Raw genomic sequence first — 20,534 nt, forward strand, 5'->3', positions numbered from 1 at the left:
ACCTCAGGTACGTGACACTCTTGACGTACCCAAGGTACGCCAACGAGAGAGGCAACCATGGAACTCACGAGCTTCTACCCCGTCCTCGGCACCGAGGACCTCGCCCGCTCCACCCGCTTCTACACCGAGCACCTCGGCTTCGAGGTGACGTTCGCCGCCGACTGGTACGTCAGCCTGCACCGCCCCGGCCCCCCGGCCTACGAGCTCGCGCTCCTCGACCCGACGCACGAGAGCGTGCCCGCCGGCTTCGGCCGGCCCGCGTCCGGCGTCCTGCTCAACTTCGAGGTCACCGACGTCGACGGCGAGTACGACCGCCTCGTCCGCCGCGCCGGCCTGCCGCTCGCGCGGGACATCCGCACCGAGGACTGGGGTCAGCGGCACTTCATCGTCGTCGACCCCGGGGGCGTGCTCATCGACGTCATCACTCCCACCCCGCCGTCGGCCGAGTTCGCCGCGCAGTATGCCGAGGGCGCCGCGCAGGGCTGAGGCTCACAGGCCGGTCGGCGTCGGCTCCGGGTAGTGGGCGCGGAAGTCGCGCACGAGGTTGACGGTCGACGCCGCGCGGTAGAACGTCCGGCGCGGGTCGCGGTCCAGGGCGTAGGCCAGCGGGTGGGTGAAGCGCCGCGTCCGGTGGACGCGCGCCACCGTCCGCCGCAGACCGGGGTCGGTGAGGTAGCGCCGCACGAGCGACCACGGCAGGTAGGAGTAGACGCCCACCTCCTGCTCGGGCCGGTACAGCGGCGACGCCACCGGACCGCCGAGCCCGAGCTCGGCCGCGAAGTCGGCGACGACGGCGCGGGCCGGGTTCCGCCCGGCGACGTTGAGGTAGTAGTTGGGGCGCCCGATGCGCGGGTTGAGGTCGAGGAAGTGCGCGCGACCGTCACGCGGGTCGACCTTGACGTCGAAGTTGGCGAACCCGGTGAACCCGAGCTCGCGGAGGATCGCGGCCGCCTGCTCCTCCACCTCCGGCTGCGGCTCGGTGAGGATCGCCGCAGAGTTGCCGATCATCGTCGGCTCGTGGAGCTGGAGCAGCAGCTGCCCCGACGCCATGAGCGTCACCTCCCCCGCCCGGTCGACGTAGCAGGTGACCGTACGGCCCTGCGTGTCGTGGCCCGGGATGAGCTCCTGGACGAGGACGACGTCGCGCAGCCCGGCCCTGGCGAGGCGCCGCAGCACGTCATCGGCCTGGGCCGCCGTCGTCGCCGTGTAGACCTTGCGCTTGCCCGCGAAGGACAGCAGCAGGTGCTCGGCGCTCACGGCGGGCTTGAGGACCACCGGGAAGGTGAGGTCGAGCGCCGGCGGCGCCCAGCCCTCCTGCCCGGCGTCGGCGAGGTCGACCGCCTGGGAGGCGGGCGTGGCGATCCCGAGGCGGGCGCACGTCGCGGCGAGCACCTCCTTGTCGGCGGCTGCCGTGAGGACCTCCCCGGAGGCGAACGGGATGACGAAGTGGGGCTCGAGGGCCGCGCGGTTGCGCACGACGAGCTCGACCTCGTGCTCGGCGTTGACCATGAGCAGCAGCGGGGTCCCGGCGTGGCGACGCCCGACGTCGAGCAGGGCGGCGACCGTCTCCTCCTCCCCGGCGCCCGCACCGACGAGGACGTTGTCGATGATCCGCGAGTGGTCGATCGGGCCGCGGAGCTGGTTGGACACGACGATCGAGCGCACGCCGTACGCCTCGTGGAAGGACCGGGCGATGGAGTACACGCCGAGATCGGTGCCGAGCAGAACCGGGCGGAAGTCGGCCACGGGATCCTCCAGGGTCGGTGACGACGGGGCCCGGCGAGTCTACCGGCGCGCCCCTCCCGGGTTCGGGCCGGCCCGGCCTAGCCTGGAGTGGTGAACAGCGACGGTTCGCGTATCCCGCCGGACTTCGAGGACGCGCTCCTCAGTCTGCGAGGACGCCGCCAGCGGCCCGAGGTGCACCTCGCGGAGGTGCCACCGCCCACGCGCATCGCGCCCTACGCCCTGGCGCTCACCGCGGAGGTCAACCCGACGACCGACCCCGAGACGATGCTCGGCAACGGCCGGTTCGTCGTCCTCCACGACCCCGAGGGCCAGAGCGCGTGGAACGGCACGTTCCGGATCATCGTCATGGCCCGCGCCACCCTCGAGGACGAGATGGGCGCCGACCCGCTGCTCGGGGAGGTCGGCTGGGCATGGCTCACCGACGCGTTGGAGAGTGCCGGGGCGGGCTACCACTCGCTGTCCGGCACGGTCACGCGTGTCCTGTCCGAGAGCTTCGGTGGGCTCGCACTGCGCGGCCGGACGGTCGAGATCGAGCTGCGCGCGTCGTGGACGCCGAACACCACCGACCTCGGGCCGCACCTCGACGCGTGGACCGAGCTCGCCGCCTCCGCGGCGGGCCTGGAGCCACTCCCGGAGGGCGTCACCGCGCTGCGTCCCCACCAGTGACCGTGGGGCATTCGTCACCATAGGTCCACCACCGCGCGCCACCGGGCGCCGGGGCCGCGCCGGGGCATACCGTTGGGTCCATGACCGAGCCCGTCGACGTCGAGACGCCCCACCTGGTCCCCGTCACCGAACCGCACGAGGGCACTCCCCCGGTCATCGAGACCGACGCCGGTCTCGCCGCCGCGGTCGAGGCGCTCGCCTCCGGCACCGGTCCGGTCGCCGCGGACGCCGAGCGCGCGTCCGGCTACCGCTACGGCCAGCGCACCTACCTCGTCCAGCTCCGCCGCGAGGGCGCGGGCACCGTGCTCATCGACCCGATCGCCGTCGGGCGGCTCGACGCGGTGAACGAGGCACTCGCCGGGCAGGAGTGGGTGCTTCACGCCGCGAACCAGGACCTCCCCGGCTTCCACGACCTCGGCCTGCAGCCCGACCGGCTCTTCGACACCGAGCTCGCCGCGCGTCTGCTCGGCCGGCCGAAGGTCGGCCTGGGCGCGCTCATCGCCGAGGAGCTCGGCTTCGCGCTGGCCAAGGAGCACTCGGCCGCCGACTGGTCCGAGCGCCCGCTCCCGGAGGACTGGCTGCGGTACGCGGCGCTCGACGTCGAGTTCCTCGTCGAGCTGCGCGACCGGCTCGCCGCCGAGCTCCAGGCGGCGGGCAAGCTCGAGTGGGCCGAGCAGGAGTTCGAGGCCGTGCGCCTCGCGCCGGCCCCCGAGCCGCGCGTGGACCCGTGGCGGCGCACGTCGGGGATGCACGCCATCCGCGGCGGCCAGGGCGTCGCCGTCGTCCGCGAGCTGTGGCAGGCGCGCGACGAGCTCGCCCGCAAGCGGGACCGCGCGCCGGGCCGGGTGCTGCCGGACCGCGCGATCGTCGCCGCCGCGCAGGCCCTGCCGCGCAGCGAGCGGGACCTCGTCGCACTGCCCGAGTTCGCGGGCAAGGGCACCCGCCGCACCAGCGGCTACTGGTGGGCCGCGGTCGAGCGTGCGCTCGCGCTGCGCCCGGAGGACTACCCGCCGCGCCGCCTGCCGGTCTCGACCGGTACCCCGCCGCCGCCGCGGGCCTGGCCCGAGAAGGACCCGGCCGCCGCCGCCCGGCTCGACGCCGTCCGCACCGCCGTGCGCGCCCTCGGCGAGGAGCACCACGTGCCGCAGGAGAACCTGCTCGCCCCCGCGGTGCAGCGGCAGCTCGCCTGGACGCCGCCGCTGACCGTCGACGAGCCGTCCGTCCGGGCTGCCCTCGCCGACCAGGGCGCCCGCCCGTGGCAGGTCGACCTCACGGCCGGTCCGCTGACCGCGGCACTCGCCACGGCCTGAGCCGCCCGCTCCCCCCGCTCACTCCCTGCTCGCTCCCCCGCCGGACGGACGCCGCCCGACTTACCCGGTACTGTCGGTCGTCGGTAAACCCATCACGAGGGAGTGACGATGACATCGACCACCCAGCCCACGACCGTCACGGTCGAGGACGTCCCGCTCGCCGGGGGCACGCTCGCGCTGCTCACACTCACCGGCGCCGACGGCCGCCCGGCCACGCTCGGCCCGCGGAGCATCGCGGCGCTGGACGAGGCGCTGGCCGCCGCCGCGGAGCGTGTCCGCTCGGGTGAGGTGGTGGCCGTCGCCGTCACCGGGTCCGGGCAGGCCTTCGCCGCGGGCGCCGACCTGCGCGACGTCAGCGTGATGGCCCACGACGACGACGCGCGCGGCGTCGCCCAGGCAGGCCATCGGATCGTCGCCACGCTCCGCGAGCTGCCGAGCTTCGCGCTCGTCAACGGGCTGGCCCTCGGGGGTGGCCTGGAGATCGCGCTCGCCTGCCGCTACCGAGTCGCCTCCACCGACGCCGCACCGCTCGCCCTGCCCGAGACCTCCCTCGGCCTGGTCCCCGGCTGGGGCGGGTGCTACCTGCTGCCCCGCCTCGTCGGGCCGGAGGCGGCCCTGCAGGTCATCATCGACAACCCGCCCCGCCAGCGCACCCTGTCCGCACAGCAGGCGCTGGACATCGGGCTCGTCGACGCCGTCCAGCGCGGCGGGGAGGCGGACTTCCGCGACGGCGCCCTCGCGTGGGTCGCCGAGGTGCTCGCCGGAGCCATCGCCCCCGCCCGTCCGGACCACACCGCCGACGCCGCGGCGTGGGATGACGCCGTCGCCACCCGCCGCGCCGCGGTCGCGCTCCGCGCCGAGGGCGGTGCACCGGCGCCGCAGCGGGCCCTCGAGCTCGTCGCCGCCGCCCGCACCGCGACGCAGGAGGAGGGCTTCGCCGCGGAGGACGCCGCCCTCACCGACCTCATCATGTCCGACCAGCTGCGGGCCGGGCTCTACGCCTTCGACCTCACCCGACGGCGCGCCCGGCGCCCCGAGGGCGCCCCCTCCGAGGAGCTCGCGCGGCCGGTGCGGCGCGTCGGCATCCTCGGCGCGGGACTCATGGCGAGCCAGCTCGCCGTCCTCCTCGCCCGCACCCTGCGGGTGCCGGTGACGATGCGCGACCTCGACGACGAGCGCGCAGCCGCCGGGCTGGCCCACGTCGAGGCGCAGGTCGCCCGTCTCCAGCGGTCGGGGCGGCTGGCGGAGGCGAAGGCCGCGGAGCTGCGCCAGCGGGTGACCGCGACCACCGACCTCGCCGACCTCGCCGGCAGCGACCTCGTCATCGAGGCGGTGTTCGAGGACCTCGGGGTCAAGCAGCGGGTCTTCGCCGAGCTCGAGGCGGTCGTCGGGCCGGACTGCGTCCTCGCGACCAACACCTCGGCCCTGTCCGTCACCGCGATGGCCGACGGGCTCGCGCACCCCGAGCGCGTCGTCGGGCTGCACTTCTTCAACCCGGTCGCCCAGATGCCGCTCGTCGAGGTCGTGCGCACGCCGCACACCTCCGACACCGCCTACGCCACGGCCTTCGCCGTCGCCGCCGGGGCACGCAAGAGCGCGATCGCCTGCCAGGACGCGCCGGGCTTCGTCGTCAACCGCGTGCTCGTCCGGCTCCTCGGCGAGGTGCTCGGGGCGCTCGAGGAGGGCACGACCGTCGCCGACGCCGACCGCGCGCTGCGCCCGATGGGCCTGCCGATGGGGCCGTTCCAGCTGCTCCAGCTCGTCGGCCCGGCGGTGGCGATGCACGTGCTGGACGAGCTGCGCCGCACGCTCGGGGACCGCTACCCGCAGTCCCCCGGCCTCGCCCGGATGGTGGCGGAGGGCGAGCGGTTCACCGTCGACGAGCGGCCGAGCGCGGCCTCGGCCGTCCGCGAGGACCTCGACCGGTTCTTCGGCTCCCGGCCGCTGCCCGAGCCGCTCGACGCCGACGGCGTCCTGCGCCGCGTCCAGCGCGCGCTCGCCGAGGAGGTGCACCTGCTCCTCCAGGACGGCGTCGTCGCCGACGTGCGCGACGTCGACCTCGCGATGGTGCTCGGCGCCGGCTGGCCGCTGCACAACGGCGGCATCGCGCCCTACCTCGACCGCACCGGCACGAGCGAGGCCGTCACCGGCCGGCGCTTCCTGCCCCCCGGCGTCGCCAGCCTCCCCCACCCCTGACCCATCCCCTTCCCGCCGAGCGCTGGATCCTGCACACCGACCCCGTGCACGATCCAGCGCTCGGCGATGGGCGAGTTCGTGGGGAGGGCGGGACCGGGAGGCCGGAGGGGAAGGAGCGCGGGTCAGTAGGTGGTGAGGCCGCGGGAGCGGAACTGGTCGCGCACGCGGTCGGTGAGGTCGAGGGACGGCGGCTGGGTGTCGCCCAGCTGGTAGTCCATCCCGAGCCGGTCCCACTTGTCCCGGCCCATCTGGTGGAAGGGCAGGACCTCCACCCGGCTCACGGAGCCGAGCGACGCCACGTAGTCGGCGACGGCGTCGACGTTCTCCTCGGCGTCGGTGAGGCCCGGGACGAGGACGAAGCGCACCCAGATCTCCTTGTCGAGGTCGGCGAGCCGGCGCCCGAAGTCGAGCGTCGGCTGCAGCTCGCGGCCGGTCGTGCGCTTGTACGTCTCGGGCAGCCCGGACTTCACGTCGAGCAGGACGAGGTCGAGGGCCGACAGCAGCCGGTCGCTCGCGTAGCGTCCGAGGTAGCCGGAGGTGTCGATCGCCGTGTGGACGCCCATCTCCTTGGCGCCCTCGAGCAGCCGGGTGAGGAACGCCGGCTGCATGAGCGGCTCCCCGCCGGAGACGGTGAGCCCGCCGCCGGTGGCCCGGAAGACCGGGACGTAGCGACGCACCCGCCGCAGGAGCTCGTCGACGTCGACGGCCTCGCCGTCACGCATGCGCAGCGTGTCGGGGTTGTGGCAGTAGAGGCAGCGCAGCGGGCAGCCGGCGAGGAACGTCGTCATCCGGGTGCCCGGGCCGTCGACCGCGGTGACGAGCTCCCACGAGTGGAGCGAGCCGATGTCCCCGGCCCGCACCGCCGCGAGGTGCTCGCTGCGGCTCATCTCCTCCACGTGGGCCAGGCCGGCGGTGCCGGCCGAGCGGCGCAGCATGGGCACCGCGTCCTCCGGCACGGCGACGTACTCGCCGTTGATCCCGTCGGGGGCGACGACGCCGCTCACGGTCACGTGCTCAGGTGTGGTCACGCTGCCCGCTCCTTCCTGCGAGTCCGCCTTCCCCTCGGGCCGTCCGTACACGCCGACGTCCCCGGTCTCCCTCCTCCTGACTGTTCCACGAGGGTGTCTCGGAGGGAAACCGGGGACGGGGCGTTCGGTTCTCCGGTCTGTCAGACCCGGCCGTGGAACGTCCGGGAGATGACGTCGAGCTGCTGCTCCCGGGTGAGGCGCACGAAGTTCACCGCGTAGCCGGAGACCCGGATGGTCAGCTGCGGGTAGTTCTCCGGGTGCTCCATGGCGTCCTCGAGGGTGTCCCGGTTGAGGACGTTGACGTTCATGTGGAAGCCCTCGCTCACCATGTACGCGTCGAGCAGGCCGACGAGGTTCTTCACCTGCTCGTCCTTGGTCCGGCCGAGACCGGACGGCACGATCGTGTTGGTCAGCGAGATGCCGTCCTGCGCCTCGGAGTACGGCAGCTTGGCCACCGACAGCGCCGAGGCGAGCATCCCGTGGCTGTCGCGCCCGTTCATCGGGTTGGCGCCAGGGGCGAACGGCTCACCGAGCCGGCGCCCGTCCGGGGTGTTGCCGGTGTGCTTGCCGTAGACGACGTTGGAGGTGATGGTGAGCACCGACTGGGTGTGCAGCGCGTTGCGGTACGTCGGGTGGCGGCGCACCTTCTCCATGAACCGCTCGACGAGCATGATGGCGATGTCGTCGACGCGGTCGTCGTCGTTGCCGAAGGTGGGGTAGTCACCCTCGACGTCGTAGTCCACGACGAGCCCGTCCTCGTTGCGCACGGGGCGCACGGTCGCGTACTTGATCGCCGACAGGGAGTCCGCGGCGACCGACAGGCCGGCGATGCCGCAGGCCATGGTCCGCCGGACCTTACGGTCGTGGAGTGCCATCTCCAGCCGCTCGTAGGCGTACTTGTCGTGCATGTAGTGGATGCAGTTGAGCGCGTCGACGTAGGTCCTGGCCAGCCAGTCGAGCAGGGCGTCGTACTTGCCCAGCACGTCGTCGTAGTCCAGGACGTCCCCGGTGACCGGCTCGCTCACCGGCGCGACCTGCTTGCCGCTGATCTCGTCGCGGCCGCCGTTGATCGAGTAGAGCAGCGCCTTGGCGATGTTGACGCGGGCCCCGAAGAACTGCATCTGCTTGCCGATGGCCATGCCGGACACGCAGCAGGCGATCCCGGAGTCGTCGCCGCACTGGCTGCGGAGCAGCTCGTCGGACTCGTACTGGATGGCGGAGGTGTCGATGGAGACCTTCGCGCAGAACTGCTTGAAGCCCTCGGGCAGCTTGTCGCTCCACAGCACCGTGAGGTTCGGCTCGGGGGCCGGACCCAGGTTGTAGAGCGTCTGCAGCATGCGGAAGGAGTTCTTCGTCACCAGGTGGCGCCCGTCGTCCCCCACGCCGGCGATCGACTCGGTGACCCACGTCGGGTCGCCGGAGAAGAGCTGGTCGTACTCGGGGGTGCGCAGGAACCGCACGATGCGCAGCTTGATGACGAAGTCGTCGATGATCTCCTGCGCCTCGGACTCGGTGAGGACGCCGTCGGCGATGTCGCGCTGGAGGAAGATGTCGAGGAACGTCGACGTGCGGCCGAGGGACATGGCCGCGCCGTTCTGCTCCTTCACGGCGCCCAGGTAGGCGAAGTAGAGCCACTGGACGGCCTCGCGGCCGTTGCTCGCCGGCCGGGAGATGTCGAAGCCGTAGGAGGCCGCCATCTCCTTGAGCTCCTGGAGCGCGCGGATCTGCTCGCTGTTCTCCTCACGGTCGCGGATGACCTCGTCGACGGAGAAGAGCTTGTCGAGCTCGGCGCGGTCCGCCTTCTTCGCCTCGATGAGGGCGTCGACGCCGTACAGGGCCACGCGGCGGTAGTCGCCGATGATGCGGCCGCGGCCGTAGGCGTCGGGCAGGCCGGTGACGATGTGCGCGCTGCGGGCGGCGCGGACGTCGGGCGGGTAGACGTCGAAGACGCCCTGGTTGTGGGTCTTGCGGTAGGTGGTGAAGACCTGCTCGAGCAGCGGGTCGACCTCGAACCCGTAGGTCTTGAGCGAGGTGGCGACCATCCGCCAGCCGCCGTAGGGCATGATCGCGCGCTTGAGCGGCGCGTCGGTCTGCAGGCCGACGATGAGCTCACGGTCCTGGTCGATGTAGCCCGGGGCGTGGGACGTGATGGTCGAGGGCGTCGTCGCGTCGACGTCGTAGACGCCCTTGGCGCGCTCCTCGGGGAACATCTTCGACAGGGTGCGCCAGATGTGGGTGGTGCGCTCGGTCGGTCCGGCGAGGAAGGAGTCGTCGCCGTCGTAAGGGGTGTAGTTCCGCTGGATGAAGTCGCGGACGTCGACGGACTCCTGCCACGGCCCGGGGGTGAATCCTCGCCAAGCGTCGGCCGACTGCAGTGCCTCGTCGATGGTGGTCGTGGCCATTAGTGCCTCCCTCTCCTCCCGGCGGTTGCCGGTTGTGTCCACCGTACGAATCGGACAGGTCATCCGCATGGGACCTAGGACCACGCGGCCGCGTAAGCACTCTCACACGCGCACACCGATGGTGACACCGGACACCGTCAGGCGCGAGGCTCGTGCTCGACGACGTCGTGCGCGGCGGTGAGTGCGGCGACGGCGCCGGCCGCCTGGCGGGCGACGTCCTGGGCCTGCAGGTGGTAGCGCTCGACGATCGAGGCGCGGCTGGCGTGCTCGAGGAACTCGTGCGGCAGGCCGTGGGTCTGGACCGGGACGGCATGCCCGGCCTCGGCGAGGGCGTCGCGCACGGCGCTGCCGATCCCGCCGGTGCCCAGACCGTCCTCGATGACGACGACGAGGTCGTGCTTGGCGGCCAGGTCGAGGAGGTCCTCGCTCACCGGAAGCACCCAGCGGGGGTCGACGACGGTGGAGCCGATGCCCTGGGCCTCCAGCGCCTGCCCGACGGCGACGGCAGTGGGCGCCATGGCGCCCACACCGACGACGAGCGTGCGTGGTCCGCCGTCGCCGGCGGTGCGGGTGAGGACGTCCACGCTGCCCTCGCGCCCGATCGCGGGCAGCGGCCCGGGCAGCGAGCCCTTCGGGTAGCGCACGACCGTGGGGGCGTCGTCGACCTCGACGGCCTCGCGCAGCTCGGCGCGCAGGGTGGCCTCGTCACGCGGCGCGGCCAGGCGCAGGCGCGGCACCGTCCGCAGGAGCGCGAGGTCCCACATGCCGTTGTGGCTGGCGCCGTCGTCGCCGGTGATGCCGGCGCGGTCCAGGACGATGGTGACGCCCGCGCGGTGGAGCGCGACGTCCATGAGGAGCTGGTCGTAGGCGCGGTTGAGGAACGTCGCGTAGAGGGCGACGACGGGGTGCAGTCCGGCGAAGGCCATCCCGGCGGCGGCCGTGAGCGCGTGCTGCTCGGCGATGCCCACGTCGATGACGCGGTCGGGGAACTCCTCGGCCATCGGGGCGAGGCCGACGGGGGCGAGCATGGCGGCGGTGACCGCGACGACGTCGCTGCGCTGCCGGGCGATCTCGACGATCTCCTCGGCGAACACCGACGTCCAGCCGAAGCGCGAGGGCGTGACGGGCAGGCCGGTCTCGGGGTGGATGACGCCGACGGCGTGGAAGCGGTCGGCGACGTCCTCCATGGCCGGGGTGTACCCGCGGCCCTTCTCGGTGATGGCGTGGACGATGACCGGGCTGCCGAACGCCTTGGCGCGACGCAGCGCGAACTCCATGGCGGGCAGGTCGTGGCCGTCGACGGGGCCGATGTACTTGATGCCGAGGTCCTCGAAGAGGCCCTGCGGGGCGAGGACGTCCTTCATGCCCTTCTTCAGGCCGTGGAGGGCGTCGTAGGTGACCCGTCCGGGCGGGCCGCTGCGCTGGAGTGCGCGCTTGCCCCAGCCGAGGACCTTCTCGTAGCCGCGCGCGGTGCGCAGCGCGTCGAGGTGGTGGGCCAGGCCGCCGATCGTCGGCGCGTAGGAGCGGCCGTTGTCGTTGACGATGATGACGAGACGGCGGTCCTGCGCCTCGGCGATGTTGTTCAGCGCCTCCCAGGCCATACCGCCGGTGAGGGCGCCGTCACCGATGACCGCGACGACGTGCCGGTCGGTCTGCCCGGTGAGCTCGTGGGCGCGGGCGATCCCGTCGGCCCAGGACAGCGCCGTCGAGGCGTGGGAGTTCTCGACGATGTCGTGCTCGGACTCCGAGCGGCTCGGGTAGCCCGAGATGCCGCCCTCCTTGCGCAGCTCGGCGAAGTCCTGTCGCCCGGTGAGGAGCTTGTGGACGTAGGCCTGGTGTCCGGTGTCGAAGACGATCCGGTCGCGCGGGGAGGTGAAGACGCGGTGGACGGCGAGGGTGAGCTCGACAACCCCGAGGTTCGGGCCGAGGTGCCCGCCGGTCTTCGCGACGGACTCGACGAGGTAGTCGCGCACCTCCTCGGCCAGCACCTCGAGCTCGGAGGTGGTGAGGGAGCGCAGGTCAGCGGGCCTGCGGATGCGTCCGAGCTGGCTCATCGCTCCCCTTTCCGGTCAGACGACAAATCGCTTCCTCACCTTACGTCCGACGAACGCCCGCCGCGACAACGCCCCGGGCACCAGGAAGGGTGAGATTACCCGCTCCGGAGGTCAGGGAGCGGCACGGACCAGGTCGGTGAGGACGAAGATCTCCGCGCCATGGTGGATGAGCTCACGGTTCATGTGGAGGACGAGGTGCCCGAAGGGTGAGGCGGCGTCGATCTCGGTCGCCTGGCTCAGGCCCACCGTCATGAAGTCCTCGTCATCGACGGACTCCACCCCGGTGCGCCACGCCTCGACCCAGCGGGCGAGCTCGGCGCGGGCTGCGTCGACCTCGCCGTGGACGACGGCGTCGGCACGGCGCCGGCGCCGCTCGCCGAACGTCCACTCCCACCGCTCGAAGTACGCCTCGGTGAGGTGGGCGACGAGCCAGGCGATGCTGCGCGGGCCGGGGTGGTCCTCGGCGCCGGGCCACTCGGCGACCCACTCCCCCGTGCCCAGGGTGCGCGGCGTGCGCTCCTCACCGCGGCGCACGACGTTGAGCGTGCCGGGTCGCGGCTCCCAGGTGAACTCCTCCTGGGTGACGCTCGCCAGCCGCCCGGCGAGCTCGACCCAGGAGAAGCCGAGCTGCCCGAGCGCCATCGCCCTGGGCGTGGGCACGGACAGGATCGACCAGTCGAGCTCCGGCAGTCCTCCGGTGGCCTCGCTCATGGACCTTTCCTCCTTCGCCGGCCGCGGCCCGTGCCGAGATCAGGAACGCCGACGGTACCGCCGCGCCCGCTGGTGCGGGAGCGAACGGTACCGTCGGCGTGCTGCGCGGGTCAGGCGGTCTTCGCCAGGCTCCGCAGGACGTACTGGAGGATGCCGCCGTTGCGGAAGTAGTCCGCCTCGCCGGGGGTGTCGATGCGCACGACGGCGTCGAACTCCACCGAGGTGCCGTCCTCCTTCGCGGCGGTCACCTTGACCGTGCGGGGCGTGCGGCCCTCGTTGAGCTCGGTGATGCCCGAGATCCCGTAGGTCTCGGTGCCGTCGAGCCCGAGGGACTCGGCGTTCTCACCGGCCGGGAACTGCAGGGGCAGGACGCCCATGCCGATGAGGTTGGAGCGGTGGATGCGCTCGAAGCTCTCGGCGATGACGGCCTTGATGCCGAGGAGCGTCGTGCCCTTGGCCGCCCAGTCGCGCGAGGACCCGGAGCCGTACTCCTTGCCGCCGAGGACGACGAGCGGGACGCCGGCCTCCTGGTAGGCCATCGAGGCGTCGTAGATCGAGTCCTGCTCACCGGTGAGGAAGTTCTTGGTGAACCCGCCCTCGACGCCGTCGAGGAGCTGGTTGCGCAGGCGGATGTTGGCGAAGGTGCCGCGGATCATCACCTCGTGGTTGCCGCGGCGCGAGCCGTAGGAGTTGAAGTCCTTGCGGGCGACGCCGTGCTCGGCGAGGTAGCGCCCGGCGGGACTGTCGGGCTTGATGGCACCGGCCGGGGAGATGTGGTCGGTGGTCACCGAGTCGCCGAGCTTGGCGAGGACGCGCGCGCCGGAGATGTCGGAGACGGGCTCCGGCTCGGCCGCCATGCCCTCGAAGTACGGGGGCTTGCGGACGTAGGTCGACTCCGCGTCCCACGCGAAGGTGTTGCCCTCCGGGGTGGGCAGGGACTGCCAGCGCTCGTCGCCGGCGAAGACGTCGGCGTAGTCCTCCTCGAACATCTCCTGGCTCACGGCACCGGCGATGACGGCGTCGATCTCGGCCGGGCTGGGCCAGATGTCGCGCAGGTAGACGTCGTTGCCGTCCTTGTCCTGCCCGAGCGGCTGGGCCTCGAAGTCGAAGTCCATCGTCCCGGCGAGGCCGTAGGCGATGACGAGCGGAGGGGAGGCGAGGTAGTTCATCTTCGTGTCCGGGTTGATCCGGCCCTCGAAGTTGCGGTTGCCGGACAGCACCGCGGCGACGGCGAGGTCGTTGTCGTTGACCGCCTGGGAGATCTCCTCCGGCAGCGGGCCGGAGTTGCCGATGCACGTCGTGCAGCCGTAGCCGACGAGGTGGTAGCCGAGCTTCTCGAGGTAGGGCCACACGCCGGCCTTCTCGTAGTAGCCGGACACGACCTGGGAGCCGGGTGCCATCGACGTCTTGACCCAGGGCTTGGTCTCCAGGCCCTTCTCCACCGCCTTCTTCGCGAGCAGGGCGGCGCCGAGCATGACGGTCGGGTTGGAGGTGTTCGTGCACGAGGTGATGGCCGCGATGACGACGGCGCCGTGGTCGAGCTCGACGTCGGTGCCGTTCTCCAGGGTCACCCGCACGGGCTTGCTCGGGCGGTCCTTCGCACTGGGCGCTGCGGCGGAGTGGACCGGGCGACCGGCCTCGGTGGCCTCCTCCTGCTCCGGGTCGTGGCTCGGCGGGTCGGACGCCGGGAAGGTGTCGGCCAGCTCCTTGTCGAGCGGGCTGCCCTCGACGTCGTTGCCGTCGACGACGTAGTTCTTGATGTCCGCGCGCCACTGGTCCTTGGCGTTGCTCAGCGCGATGCGGTCCTGCGGGCGCTTGGGGCCGGCGATCGAGGGGACGACGGTCGAGAGGTCGAGCTCGACGTACTCGGAGTAGGCGGCCTCGCGCGTGGCGTCGTGCCACAGGCCCTGCTCCTTGGCGTAGGCCTCGACGAGCGCGATCTGCTCGGCGGGGCGGCCGGTGAGGCGCAGGTAGTCCAGGGTGACGTCGTCGACCGGGAAGATCGAGACGGTCGAGCCGAACTCGGGGCTCATGTTGCCGATGGTGGCGCGGTTGGCGAGCGGCACGGCCGCGACGCCCTCGCCGTAGAACTCGACGAACTTGCCGACGACGCCGTGCTCGCGCAGCTTCTCGGTGATCGTGAGGACGACGTCGGTGGCGGTGGCGCCGTCCGGGATGGCGCCGATGAGCCGGAAGCCGACGACCTTGGGGATGAGCATGCTGATCGGCTGGCCGAGCATGGCGGCCTCGGCCTCGATGCCGCCGACGCCCCAGCCGAGCACGCCGAGGCCGTTGACCATCGGGGTGTGGGAGTCGGTGCCGACGCAGCTGTCCGGGTAGGCCTGGGTGACGCCGTCGCTCTCCCGCGTCATGACCGTGCGGGCGAGGTACTCGACGTTGACCTGGTGGACGATGCCGGTGCCCGGGGGGACGACCTTGAAGTCGTCGAAGGCGGTCTGGCCCCAGCGCAGGAACTGGTAGCGCTCGCCGTTGCGCTCGTACTCGAGCTCGACGTTGCGGGCGAAGGCCTGGGCGTTGCCGAAGACGTCGACGACGACGGAGTGGTCGATGACGAGCTCGGCCGGGGCGAGCGGGTTGATCCGCGTCGGGTCGCCGCCGAGGTCGGCCATGGCCTCACGCATGGTGGCGAGGTCGACGATGCACGGGACGCCGGTGAAGTCCTGCATGACGACGCGGGCGGGGCTGAACTGGATCTCGGTGTCCGGCTCGGCCTGCGGGTCCCACGCGGCGAGCGCACGGACGTGGTCGGCGGTGACGTTGGCCCCGTCCTCGGTGCGCAGGAGGTTCTCGGCGAGGATCTTCAGGCTGTAGGGCAGCCGGTCCAGGCCCTCAACCGCGTCCAGTCGGAAGATCTCATAGTCCTGCTCGCCCACCCGGAGGGTGGAACGGGCTCCAAAGCTGTCGACGCTCACTTGTGCTCCTTGCCGCTTCGCTGCTGCGCTTGCTCGGTCATCGTCCCACGGGCGGTGGCGTGCGGCGCAGCGGCCCCACCCGTTATCTCGATGTCAAGATACTTTGTCCGGGCGGTGAAGTCACGCCCGGAGTGCGGCGCGTCGGTCAGCGCGGCTCGAGCACGGCCACGCACTCGACGTGGTGGGTGTGCGGGAAGAGGTCGTAGGCGTCGAGCGCGACGAGCTCGTACCCACCGTCGAGGGCGGTGCGCAGGTCCCGGGCGAGCGCGGCGGGATCGCACGCGACGTAGACGAGCCGCCGCGGCCGCAGCTCGGTGAGTGCGTTCATCACCGGCGCCCCCGCCCCTGACCGCGGCGGGTCGAGGACGATGCCGTCGACCGAGCCCTTCGCGCCCAGGCCCTCGATGACGGTGGCGGTGACGCCGGAGACGTGGAGGACGGCCTGAGGGTCGGCGTGGAGGTTGCGGCGGGCGTCCTTGACGGCACGCTGGTTGACCTCGACGGCGTCCACCCGTCCGCGCTCCCCGACGGCCCGCGCGAGCGGGAGGGTGAACAGACCCGCGCCGGAGTAGAGGTCGACGACCCGCGCGCCGGGCTCGGGGCGCAGCGCGTCGAGGACTGCGGCGACGAGCGTGGCCGGCGCGTCGCGGTGCACCTGCCAGAACCCTGTGGCGTCCACCCGGTAGGACAGGTCGCCGACGGCCGAGGACACCTGCTCGCGCACGGCCACCCGCTGCGCGGGTGCCTCCTGCCCACGGGGGCGGCGCCCGCGGTCGGGCCGGCCGGCACGCGCCTGACGCTCCTCGCGCCGGAACGCGCGGCCGGGGTGGTCGAGGTCGAGCTGCCGACCGTCGGCGAGGACGACGGCCGGGCCGTCGCTGGGGGCGACGACGTCGAGCCGGGTGCCGGCCGGGACGCCCTGCCAGCGGCCGGGCGCGAAGAGGTCGAGCTCGGTGATCGCGGGGACGGCGAGCGGCATCTCGCCCAGCGCGACGACGTCGTGGCTGCGGTGGCGGAACATGCCCGCCCGGCCGGCGTCGTCGACGACGAGGTCGATGCGGGTGCGGGTGGCCAGGCCGTCGCGGGCGTCGTCCTCGCCGAGCGCGTGGACCTCGAGCGGCTGCTCGAGCTCGACGTGCCCGATGCGGCGCAGCGTGTCGCGCACCACCTCGGCCTTCCACCGGCGCTGCGCGGGCAGCGTGAGGTGGGCGAGCTCGGCGCCGCCGACCCCGCCGGGACCGGCCTCGGGCCAGCGGCTGGGCACGCGGTCCGGGGAGGCCTCGTGGACGGCGACGGCGTCCCCGCGCCAGAACTTGCGGCCCTCCCCCGCCTCGGTGAGGCGCACGTCGACGACCTCGCCCGGCGCGGTGTGGCGCACGAAGACCACCCGGCCGTCGACGCGGGCGACGCAGTGCCCGCCGTGGGCGGGTGACCCGATGGTCACCCCGGTGAGGACGTCGGTCATGGTGAGGTCTCCTCCAGAGGCCAGGGAACGGTGGTGACGACGGTGCCGGGCAGGGCGAGCAGCCGGGCGCGCAGCCGCGCGGTGCGCCGGCCGAGCAGGAGGCGGCGCAGCGGCCCGCGGGCGGTGAGCTCGGGCAGGTAGACGACGGCGAGCCCGGCAGGCTCCGCCCGTCGCGCGGTGGCGACGTGCTCGACGACCGCGGTGTCGGGGTTCGCCGGCGTCGCGGCGAGCTCGACGAGCGGGACGGGCACGTCGAGGGCGGCCCACTGCTCCCGCCGGGCGGCGGCCTCCTGCTCCCCGCGTGGGACGGTGAGCGCCTCGAGCGAGGTGGCCCGCAGGGCGCGGGCGTAGGCGACGGCGCGCACGGCCGGCCGGTCGACGGCGTGGACGACGACGAACGCCCGCACGGCCGTGGGAAGCGGCCGGTCCTGGCCCACGTGGGCGAGGGCGGCGCGCAGCTCGCGGTCGTGTCGGCTCACGCCCCACATCATCGCCGACCCGAGCGCGATCGCGAGCACCGCGGGCCAGCCGGGCACGGCGACGAGGACGAGACTGGCGCACACCGCCGCCCCGGCCACCGTCGTCACCGTCCGGCCGGCGCGGGCGCGGTCCCGCGCGGCGGGCTGGTAGAGCGTCTCCAGGGCGCGGCTCCAGAGCCGGCGGCCGGTGTGCAGTGTGAGGGCGGTGGCCAGGAGGATGACGACGGCGTACCAGACGACCAGCGTGACGACGTCGGACGCGAGCACGGTGGCGAGCGCAGCCCCCGCGGCGAGGAGGACGGCACCGGTGCGTGTCTCCCGCCCGGCGGGCGCCTCGCCCGGCCGGGCCGGCAGCACCGCCCCGGACAACGACGTCACGGCCGTGACGAGGAGGACGACGGCGAGGAGGACCGCACACACCTGGACGAGCACGTGCGGGGCACCGACGTCCGCGACGCCGAGGATCGTGGGCTCCTCACCGCCGGCCGGGACGCCTGCGGCGACGGCGACGAGCGTGACGAGGACCCCGGCCCCGGCGGCGAGCGAGCGCGCGGTCCCGCGACGGTCGGCCACGGGCCGGCCGCGGTGGCCCGGCAGCGCCGGGCGCAGCAGGACGCCGCTGAGCGCACCCGCAACGAGGACCGCGAGGACGCCACCGCCCGCCGCCGCCCTGCTGGGGTCGGGCACGTCACTGTCGGCGCCGGAGGCCAGGCCCACCGTCGCCATGAGGACGAGCAGCACGACGACGGCCGCACCGGTCCACCCGACCGCCGCCAGGGCCCGCCACCGTTCCCGGCTGGGCGCGGTGAGGTGGACGACGAGGACGACGGCGGTGAGGACGAGCACGGGGAGCAGTCCGCGGTCACGCACGGCGGGCACCGCCACCCCGAGCAGGACGACGGCGAGGGACACCGAGGCGGCGATGAGCAGCACCCGCTCGAGCACGGACGAGGCGGCGACCACCGGCCACGGGCCGAGGTGGCGGCGCACCTCCCGCGCGTCGGGCAGGCGGCGCAGACCGGCGAGCGCGAGGGCGAGCACGGCGCCCAGGACGAGGACCACCCAGGCGGCGAGGTCCGCGGCTCGCGAGCCGAGCGTGCCGAACATGGCGGCGGCGGTGAGGACCGTGAGCGCGGCCCCGGGGACCGGCAGCCGCTCCCGCCGCACCGGCTCGCCGGTCAGGGCCTGGTGGAGGGTGGCGGGACGTGTGCTCACGGGGCCTCATGCTAGGGCGCCGCACGGTAGCGTGCCGCTGTGCACTTCGTGATCATGGGCTGCGGACGGGTGGGCGCCTCGCTCGCCACGCAGCTGGAGGAGCAGGGCCACTCCGTGGCGGTCCTCGACCAGAACCCCGACGCCTTCCGACGCCTGCCGGAGGACTTCTCCGGGCAGCGGGTGACCGGTCTGGGCTTCGACCGGGACGCGCTGTCCCAGACCGGCATCGAGGACGCCCACGGCTTCGCCGCGGTCTCCAACGGGGACAACTCCAACATCCTGGCCGCCCGGGTGGCGCGGGAGACGTTCGGCGTCGAGCACGTCGTCGCGCGGATCTACGACCAGCGCCGCGCCGAGGTCTACGAGCGGCTCGGGATCCCGACCGTCGCGACCGTCCGGTGGACCGCCGACCAGATGCTCCGCCGACTGCTGCCCACCGGCGGCGTCGCCGACTTCCGGGACCGCTCGGGCCAGGTCGCCCTCGTCCAGGTCGACGTCCACCACGGCTGGGTGGGCCGGCCGGTGACCGCGCTCGAGGCGGCCTCGGGCGCCCGCGCCGCCTACCTCACCCGCCGCGGCTCGGCGTTCCTGCCGGACGTCCGCACCGTCCTGCAGGACGGCGACGTGCTCCACGTCCTGGCCCGCACCGACGCCGTCGAGCGGGCCGGCCGGATCGCCGGCAGCCCGCCACCCGAGGAGGACTGATGCGCGTCGTCATCGCCGGCGCCGGGAGCGTCGGACGCTCGATCGCCCGCGAGCTGCTCGCCCACGGCCACACGGTCACGCTCGTCGACAAGCAGCCGGCCGCCATGCGCATCGCCTCGGTCGCCGACGCGGAGTGGCAGCTCGCCGACGCCTGCGAGATCTCCAGCCTCGCCGCGGCCGGGGTCGGTGAGTGCGACGTCGTCGTCGCGGCCACCGGGGACGACAAGGCCAACCTCGTCGTCTCGCTCCTGTCCCGCACGGAGTTCGGCGTCCCGCGCGTCGTCGCCCGGGTGAACAACCCGAAGAACGAGTGGCTGTTCGACTCGGCGTGGGGCGTGGACGTCCAGGTGTCCACGCCGCGGATCATGACGGCGCTCGTCGAGGAGGCGGTGACCGTCGGGGACCTCGTGCGGATCTTCAGCTTCCAGGGCTCGGGCACGAGCCTGCACGAGGTGACCCTCGCCGCGGAGTCCCCCGTCGCCGGTCGCACGGTGCGCGACGTCGTGTGGGGGCCGGGCTGCTTCCTGTCCGCGATCATCCGCGGCGGTGAGCCGCTGCCCCCGGACCCCGACGAGCAGCTCGTCGCCGGGGACCGGCTGGTCCTCGTGCTCAGTGAGCGGGCTGATCAGGCGTCGCTGCAGGCGCTGGTCGCTCCCGCACCAGCAGCCAGGTGACCCACAGCGCCAGCGCCCACAGCGGCACGCCCATGACGAGGCGGGCGGTGCCGAGCCACGCTGTCGCGGCGTCGAGGTACAGCGGCACCTGGACGGCCAGGCGTGCGACGAACAGGGCGATCCACAGCCACGTCGCGGCGGTGTAGCGGCGCAGCCGCGGCCGCTGGTCCGGGTCGGTGCGCCACCCGAAGCCCTCCTGGCGGAGCAGCGCGACGACGACCCCGACGACCGGCCAGCGCACGATCACGCTGACCAGGAGCGCGGCCGCGTAGGCCGCGTTGGTCCACAGCCCGAAGGCGAAGTAGTCCTGCGCCTGGCCCGAGCGCCACGCCCACACGACGCCGATGAGCACGCCGACCACCCCGCCGAGCGCCTGGGTGACCGGCGTCCCGCCGACGAGCCGGGCGACGACGAGCACGACCGCCACGGCTAGCGAGGCGATGATCGGCGCTGCGAGCTGGTGCCCCGAGACGAGGTAGACGACGACGAAGACGAGGCCCGGCGCGACGGACTCGACGAGCCCGCGGACCCCGCCGATCGCCTCGGCGAGGGAGAAGTCCTCCCCCGCGAGCTGGCTCATGCGGGAGCGGGCGACCGCGTCGGCGGCGCTCTGCGCCTCGGGCGCGGCGCCCTGCGCCTCGGGCGCGGCGTCCTGGTCTGGGCTGGTCATGGGGTGTCCTCGCGAAGGAGCCGGTAGGCGGGGTTGAAGATCGTGGGACGCAGGGCCCCGGTGCAGACCATGCCCTCGGCGACGAGACGACGGCCCGGCGTGATGCCGGGCACCTCGCGCCGGCCGAGCCACACGAGGTCGATCTCCCCGGTGCCGTCGTCGAGGCGCGCGACGAGGCCGGGTGGCTCGGACGACGGACGGTGGGTGAGGGCGACGACGACGCCGCCCACCTCGATGCGCTCGCGCGGGCGGGCCTCGGCCACGGACCGGGTCACGGGGG

16 protein-coding genes are annotated in these 20,534 nt (G+C 73.4%); 6 read left to right on the forward strand and 10 right to left on the reverse strand.

The window, feature by feature from the left end:
* Positions 1–57 precede the first annotated feature (57 nt).
* Positions 58–486, forward strand: coding sequence for a VOC family protein (locus FE251_RS08585; protein WP_139948495.1), 429 nt, complete (start codon positions 58–60; stop codon positions 484–486).
* A gap of 3 nt (positions 487–489) precedes the next feature.
* Here FE251_RS08585 and FE251_RS08590 read toward each other — a convergent pair whose 3' ends face one another.
* Complete coding sequence (locus FE251_RS08590; RefSeq protein ID WP_139948496.1) at positions 490–1,746, reverse strand: carboxylate--amine ligase; 1,257 nt, start codon at positions 1,744–1,746, stop codon at positions 490–492.
* Between the two features lie 90 nt (positions 1,747–1,836).
* Between FE251_RS08590 and FE251_RS08595 the strand changes: the two genes are divergently transcribed.
* The 3 genes from FE251_RS08595 to FE251_RS08605 all read left to right on the forward strand — a co-directional run bounded on the left by FE251_RS08595 (position 1,837) and on the right by FE251_RS08605 (position 5,918).
* Complete coding sequence (locus FE251_RS08595) at positions 1,837–2,412, forward strand: DUF3000 domain-containing protein (protein ID WP_139948497.1); 576 nt, start codon at positions 1,837–1,839, stop codon at positions 2,410–2,412.
* Positions 2,413–2,492: 80 nt separating this feature from the next.
* Positions 2,493–3,722: a ribonuclease D gene (locus FE251_RS08600; protein WP_139948498.1), complete on the forward strand. Its 1,230-nt coding sequence runs from the start codon at positions 2,493–2,495 to the stop codon at positions 3,720–3,722.
* Positions 3,723–3,830: 108 nt separating this feature from the next.
* Entirely contained in the window at positions 3,831–5,918 is a 2,088-nt protein-coding gene (locus FE251_RS08605; RefSeq protein WP_139948499.1) for a 3-hydroxyacyl-CoA dehydrogenase NAD-binding domain-containing protein, read from the forward strand.
* 122 nt (positions 5,919–6,040) lie between these two features.
* On the opposite strand, the gene pflA is transcribed toward FE251_RS08605, so the two are convergent.
* The 7 genes from pflA to FE251_RS08640 all read right to left on the reverse strand — a co-directional run bounded on the left by pflA (position 6,041) and on the right by FE251_RS08640 (position 18,205).
* Positions 6,041–6,853, reverse strand: a complete 813-nt coding sequence (gene pflA, locus FE251_RS08610) for a pyruvate formate-lyase-activating protein (protein ID WP_139949300.1) — start codon at positions 6,851–6,853, stop codon at positions 6,041–6,043.
* Between the two features lie 233 nt (positions 6,854–7,086).
* Positions 7,087–9,348 carry a formate C-acetyltransferase gene (pflB, locus tag FE251_RS08615; RefSeq protein ID WP_139071584.1) on the reverse strand — a complete coding sequence of 754 codons (2,262 nt, stop codon included), beginning with the start codon at positions 9,346–9,348 and terminating at the stop codon, positions 7,087–7,089.
* A gap of 137 nt (positions 9,349–9,485) precedes the next feature.
* On the reverse strand, positions 9,486–11,402 hold the full coding sequence (gene dxs, locus FE251_RS08620) for a 1-deoxy-D-xylulose-5-phosphate synthase (protein ID WP_139071583.1): 1,917 nt from the start codon (positions 11,400–11,402) through the stop codon (positions 9,486–9,488).
* A gap of 111 nt (positions 11,403–11,513) precedes the next feature.
* On the reverse strand, positions 11,514–12,113 hold the full coding sequence (locus FE251_RS08625; RefSeq protein WP_223147510.1) for a DinB family protein: 600 nt from the start codon (positions 12,111–12,113) through the stop codon (positions 11,514–11,516).
* A 110-nt stretch (positions 12,114–12,223) separates the two neighbouring features.
* Positions 12,224–15,046, reverse strand: coding sequence for an aconitate hydratase (locus FE251_RS08630; RefSeq protein ID WP_139071582.1), 2,823 nt, complete (start codon positions 15,044–15,046; stop codon positions 12,224–12,226).
* A gap of 145 nt (positions 15,047–15,191) precedes the next feature.
* Complete coding sequence (locus tag FE251_RS08635) at positions 15,192–16,511, reverse strand: class I SAM-dependent RNA methyltransferase (protein ID WP_139071581.1); 1,320 nt, start codon at positions 16,509–16,511, stop codon at positions 15,192–15,194.
* The gene (locus FE251_RS08640) at positions 16,508–18,205 is read right to left on the reverse strand and encodes a hypothetical protein (RefSeq protein ID WP_168202692.1); all 1,698 of its coding nucleotides are present in this window, start codon (positions 18,203–18,205) and stop codon (positions 16,508–16,510) included. The genes FE251_RS08635 and FE251_RS08640 overlap by 4 nt, the downstream gene beginning before the upstream one ends.
* 39 nt (positions 18,206–18,244) lie before the next feature.
* Here FE251_RS08640 and FE251_RS08645 point away from each other — a divergent pair, with 39 nt between their 5' ends.
* Both FE251_RS08645 and FE251_RS08650 read left to right on the forward strand, forming a co-directional pair.
* On the forward strand, positions 18,245–18,910 hold the full coding sequence (locus FE251_RS08645; RefSeq protein ID WP_139948501.1) for a potassium channel family protein: 666 nt from the start codon (positions 18,245–18,247) through the stop codon (positions 18,908–18,910).
* Positions 18,910–19,584, forward strand: coding sequence for a potassium channel family protein (locus FE251_RS08650; protein ID WP_139071578.1), 675 nt, complete (start codon positions 18,910–18,912; stop codon positions 19,582–19,584). Before FE251_RS08645 ends, FE251_RS08650 begins: the two co-directional genes overlap by 1 nt.
* On the opposite strand, the gene FE251_RS08655 is transcribed toward FE251_RS08650, so the two are convergent.
* Both FE251_RS08655 and FE251_RS08660 read right to left on the reverse strand, forming a co-directional pair.
* Positions 19,520–20,254, reverse strand: a complete 735-nt coding sequence (locus FE251_RS08655) for a DUF3159 domain-containing protein (protein ID WP_139071577.1) — start codon at positions 20,252–20,254, stop codon at positions 19,520–19,522. The genes FE251_RS08650 and FE251_RS08655 overlap by 65 nt on opposite strands.
* Positions 20,251–20,529 (reverse strand): OB-fold nucleic acid binding domain-containing protein, encoded by a 279-nt coding sequence (locus FE251_RS08660; RefSeq protein ID WP_139071576.1) that lies wholly within the window; start codon positions 20,527–20,529, stop codon positions 20,251–20,253. The genes FE251_RS08655 and FE251_RS08660 overlap by 4 nt, the downstream gene beginning before the upstream one ends.
* Positions 20,530–20,534: the final 5 nt, after the last annotated feature.

This window comes from Georgenia wutianyii, from assembly GCF_006349365.1.
GTDB lineage: Bacteria > Actinomycetota > Actinomycetes > Actinomycetales > Actinomycetaceae > Oceanitalea > Oceanitalea wutianyii.

What these genes read in the sequence shown, in the direction of transcription:
- FE251_RS08585 (WP_139948495.1), top strand. Translation starts at nt 58, where the DNA reads ATGGAACTCACGAGCTTCTACCCCGTCCTCGGCACCGAGGACCTCGCC.
- FE251_RS08600 (WP_139948498.1), top strand. Translation starts at nt 2,493, where the DNA reads ATGACCGAGCCCGTCGACGTCGAGACGCCCCACCTGGTCCCCGTCACC.
- FE251_RS08605 (WP_139948499.1), top strand. Translation starts at nt 3,831, where the DNA reads ATGACATCGACCACCCAGCCCACGACCGTCACGGTCGAGGACGTCCCG.
- pflA (WP_139949300.1), bottom strand. Translation starts at nt 6,853, where the DNA reads ATGCTGCGCCGCTCGGCCGGCACCGCCGGCCTGGCCCACGTGGAGGAG.
- pflB (WP_139071584.1), bottom strand. Translation starts at nt 9,348, where the DNA reads ATGGCCACGACCACCATCGACGAGGCACTGCAGTCGGCCGACGCTTGG.
- dxs (WP_139071583.1), bottom strand. Translation starts at nt 11,402, where the DNA reads ATGAGCCAGCTCGGACGCATCCGCAGGCCCGCTGACCTGCGCTCCCTC.
- FE251_RS08625 (WP_223147510.1), bottom strand. Translation starts at nt 12,113, where the DNA reads ATGAGCGAGGCCACCGGAGGACTGCCGGAGCTCGACTGGTCGATCCTG.
- FE251_RS08635 (WP_139071581.1), bottom strand. Translation starts at nt 16,511, where the DNA reads ATGACCGACGTCCTCACCGGGGTGACCATCGGGTCACCCGCCCACGGC.
- FE251_RS08650 (WP_139071578.1), top strand. Translation starts at nt 18,910, where the DNA reads ATGCGCGTCGTCATCGCCGGCGCCGGGAGCGTCGGACGCTCGATCGCC.
- FE251_RS08655 (WP_139071577.1), bottom strand. Translation starts at nt 20,254, where the DNA reads ATGACCAGCCCAGACCAGGACGCCGCGCCCGAGGCGCAGGGCGCCGCG.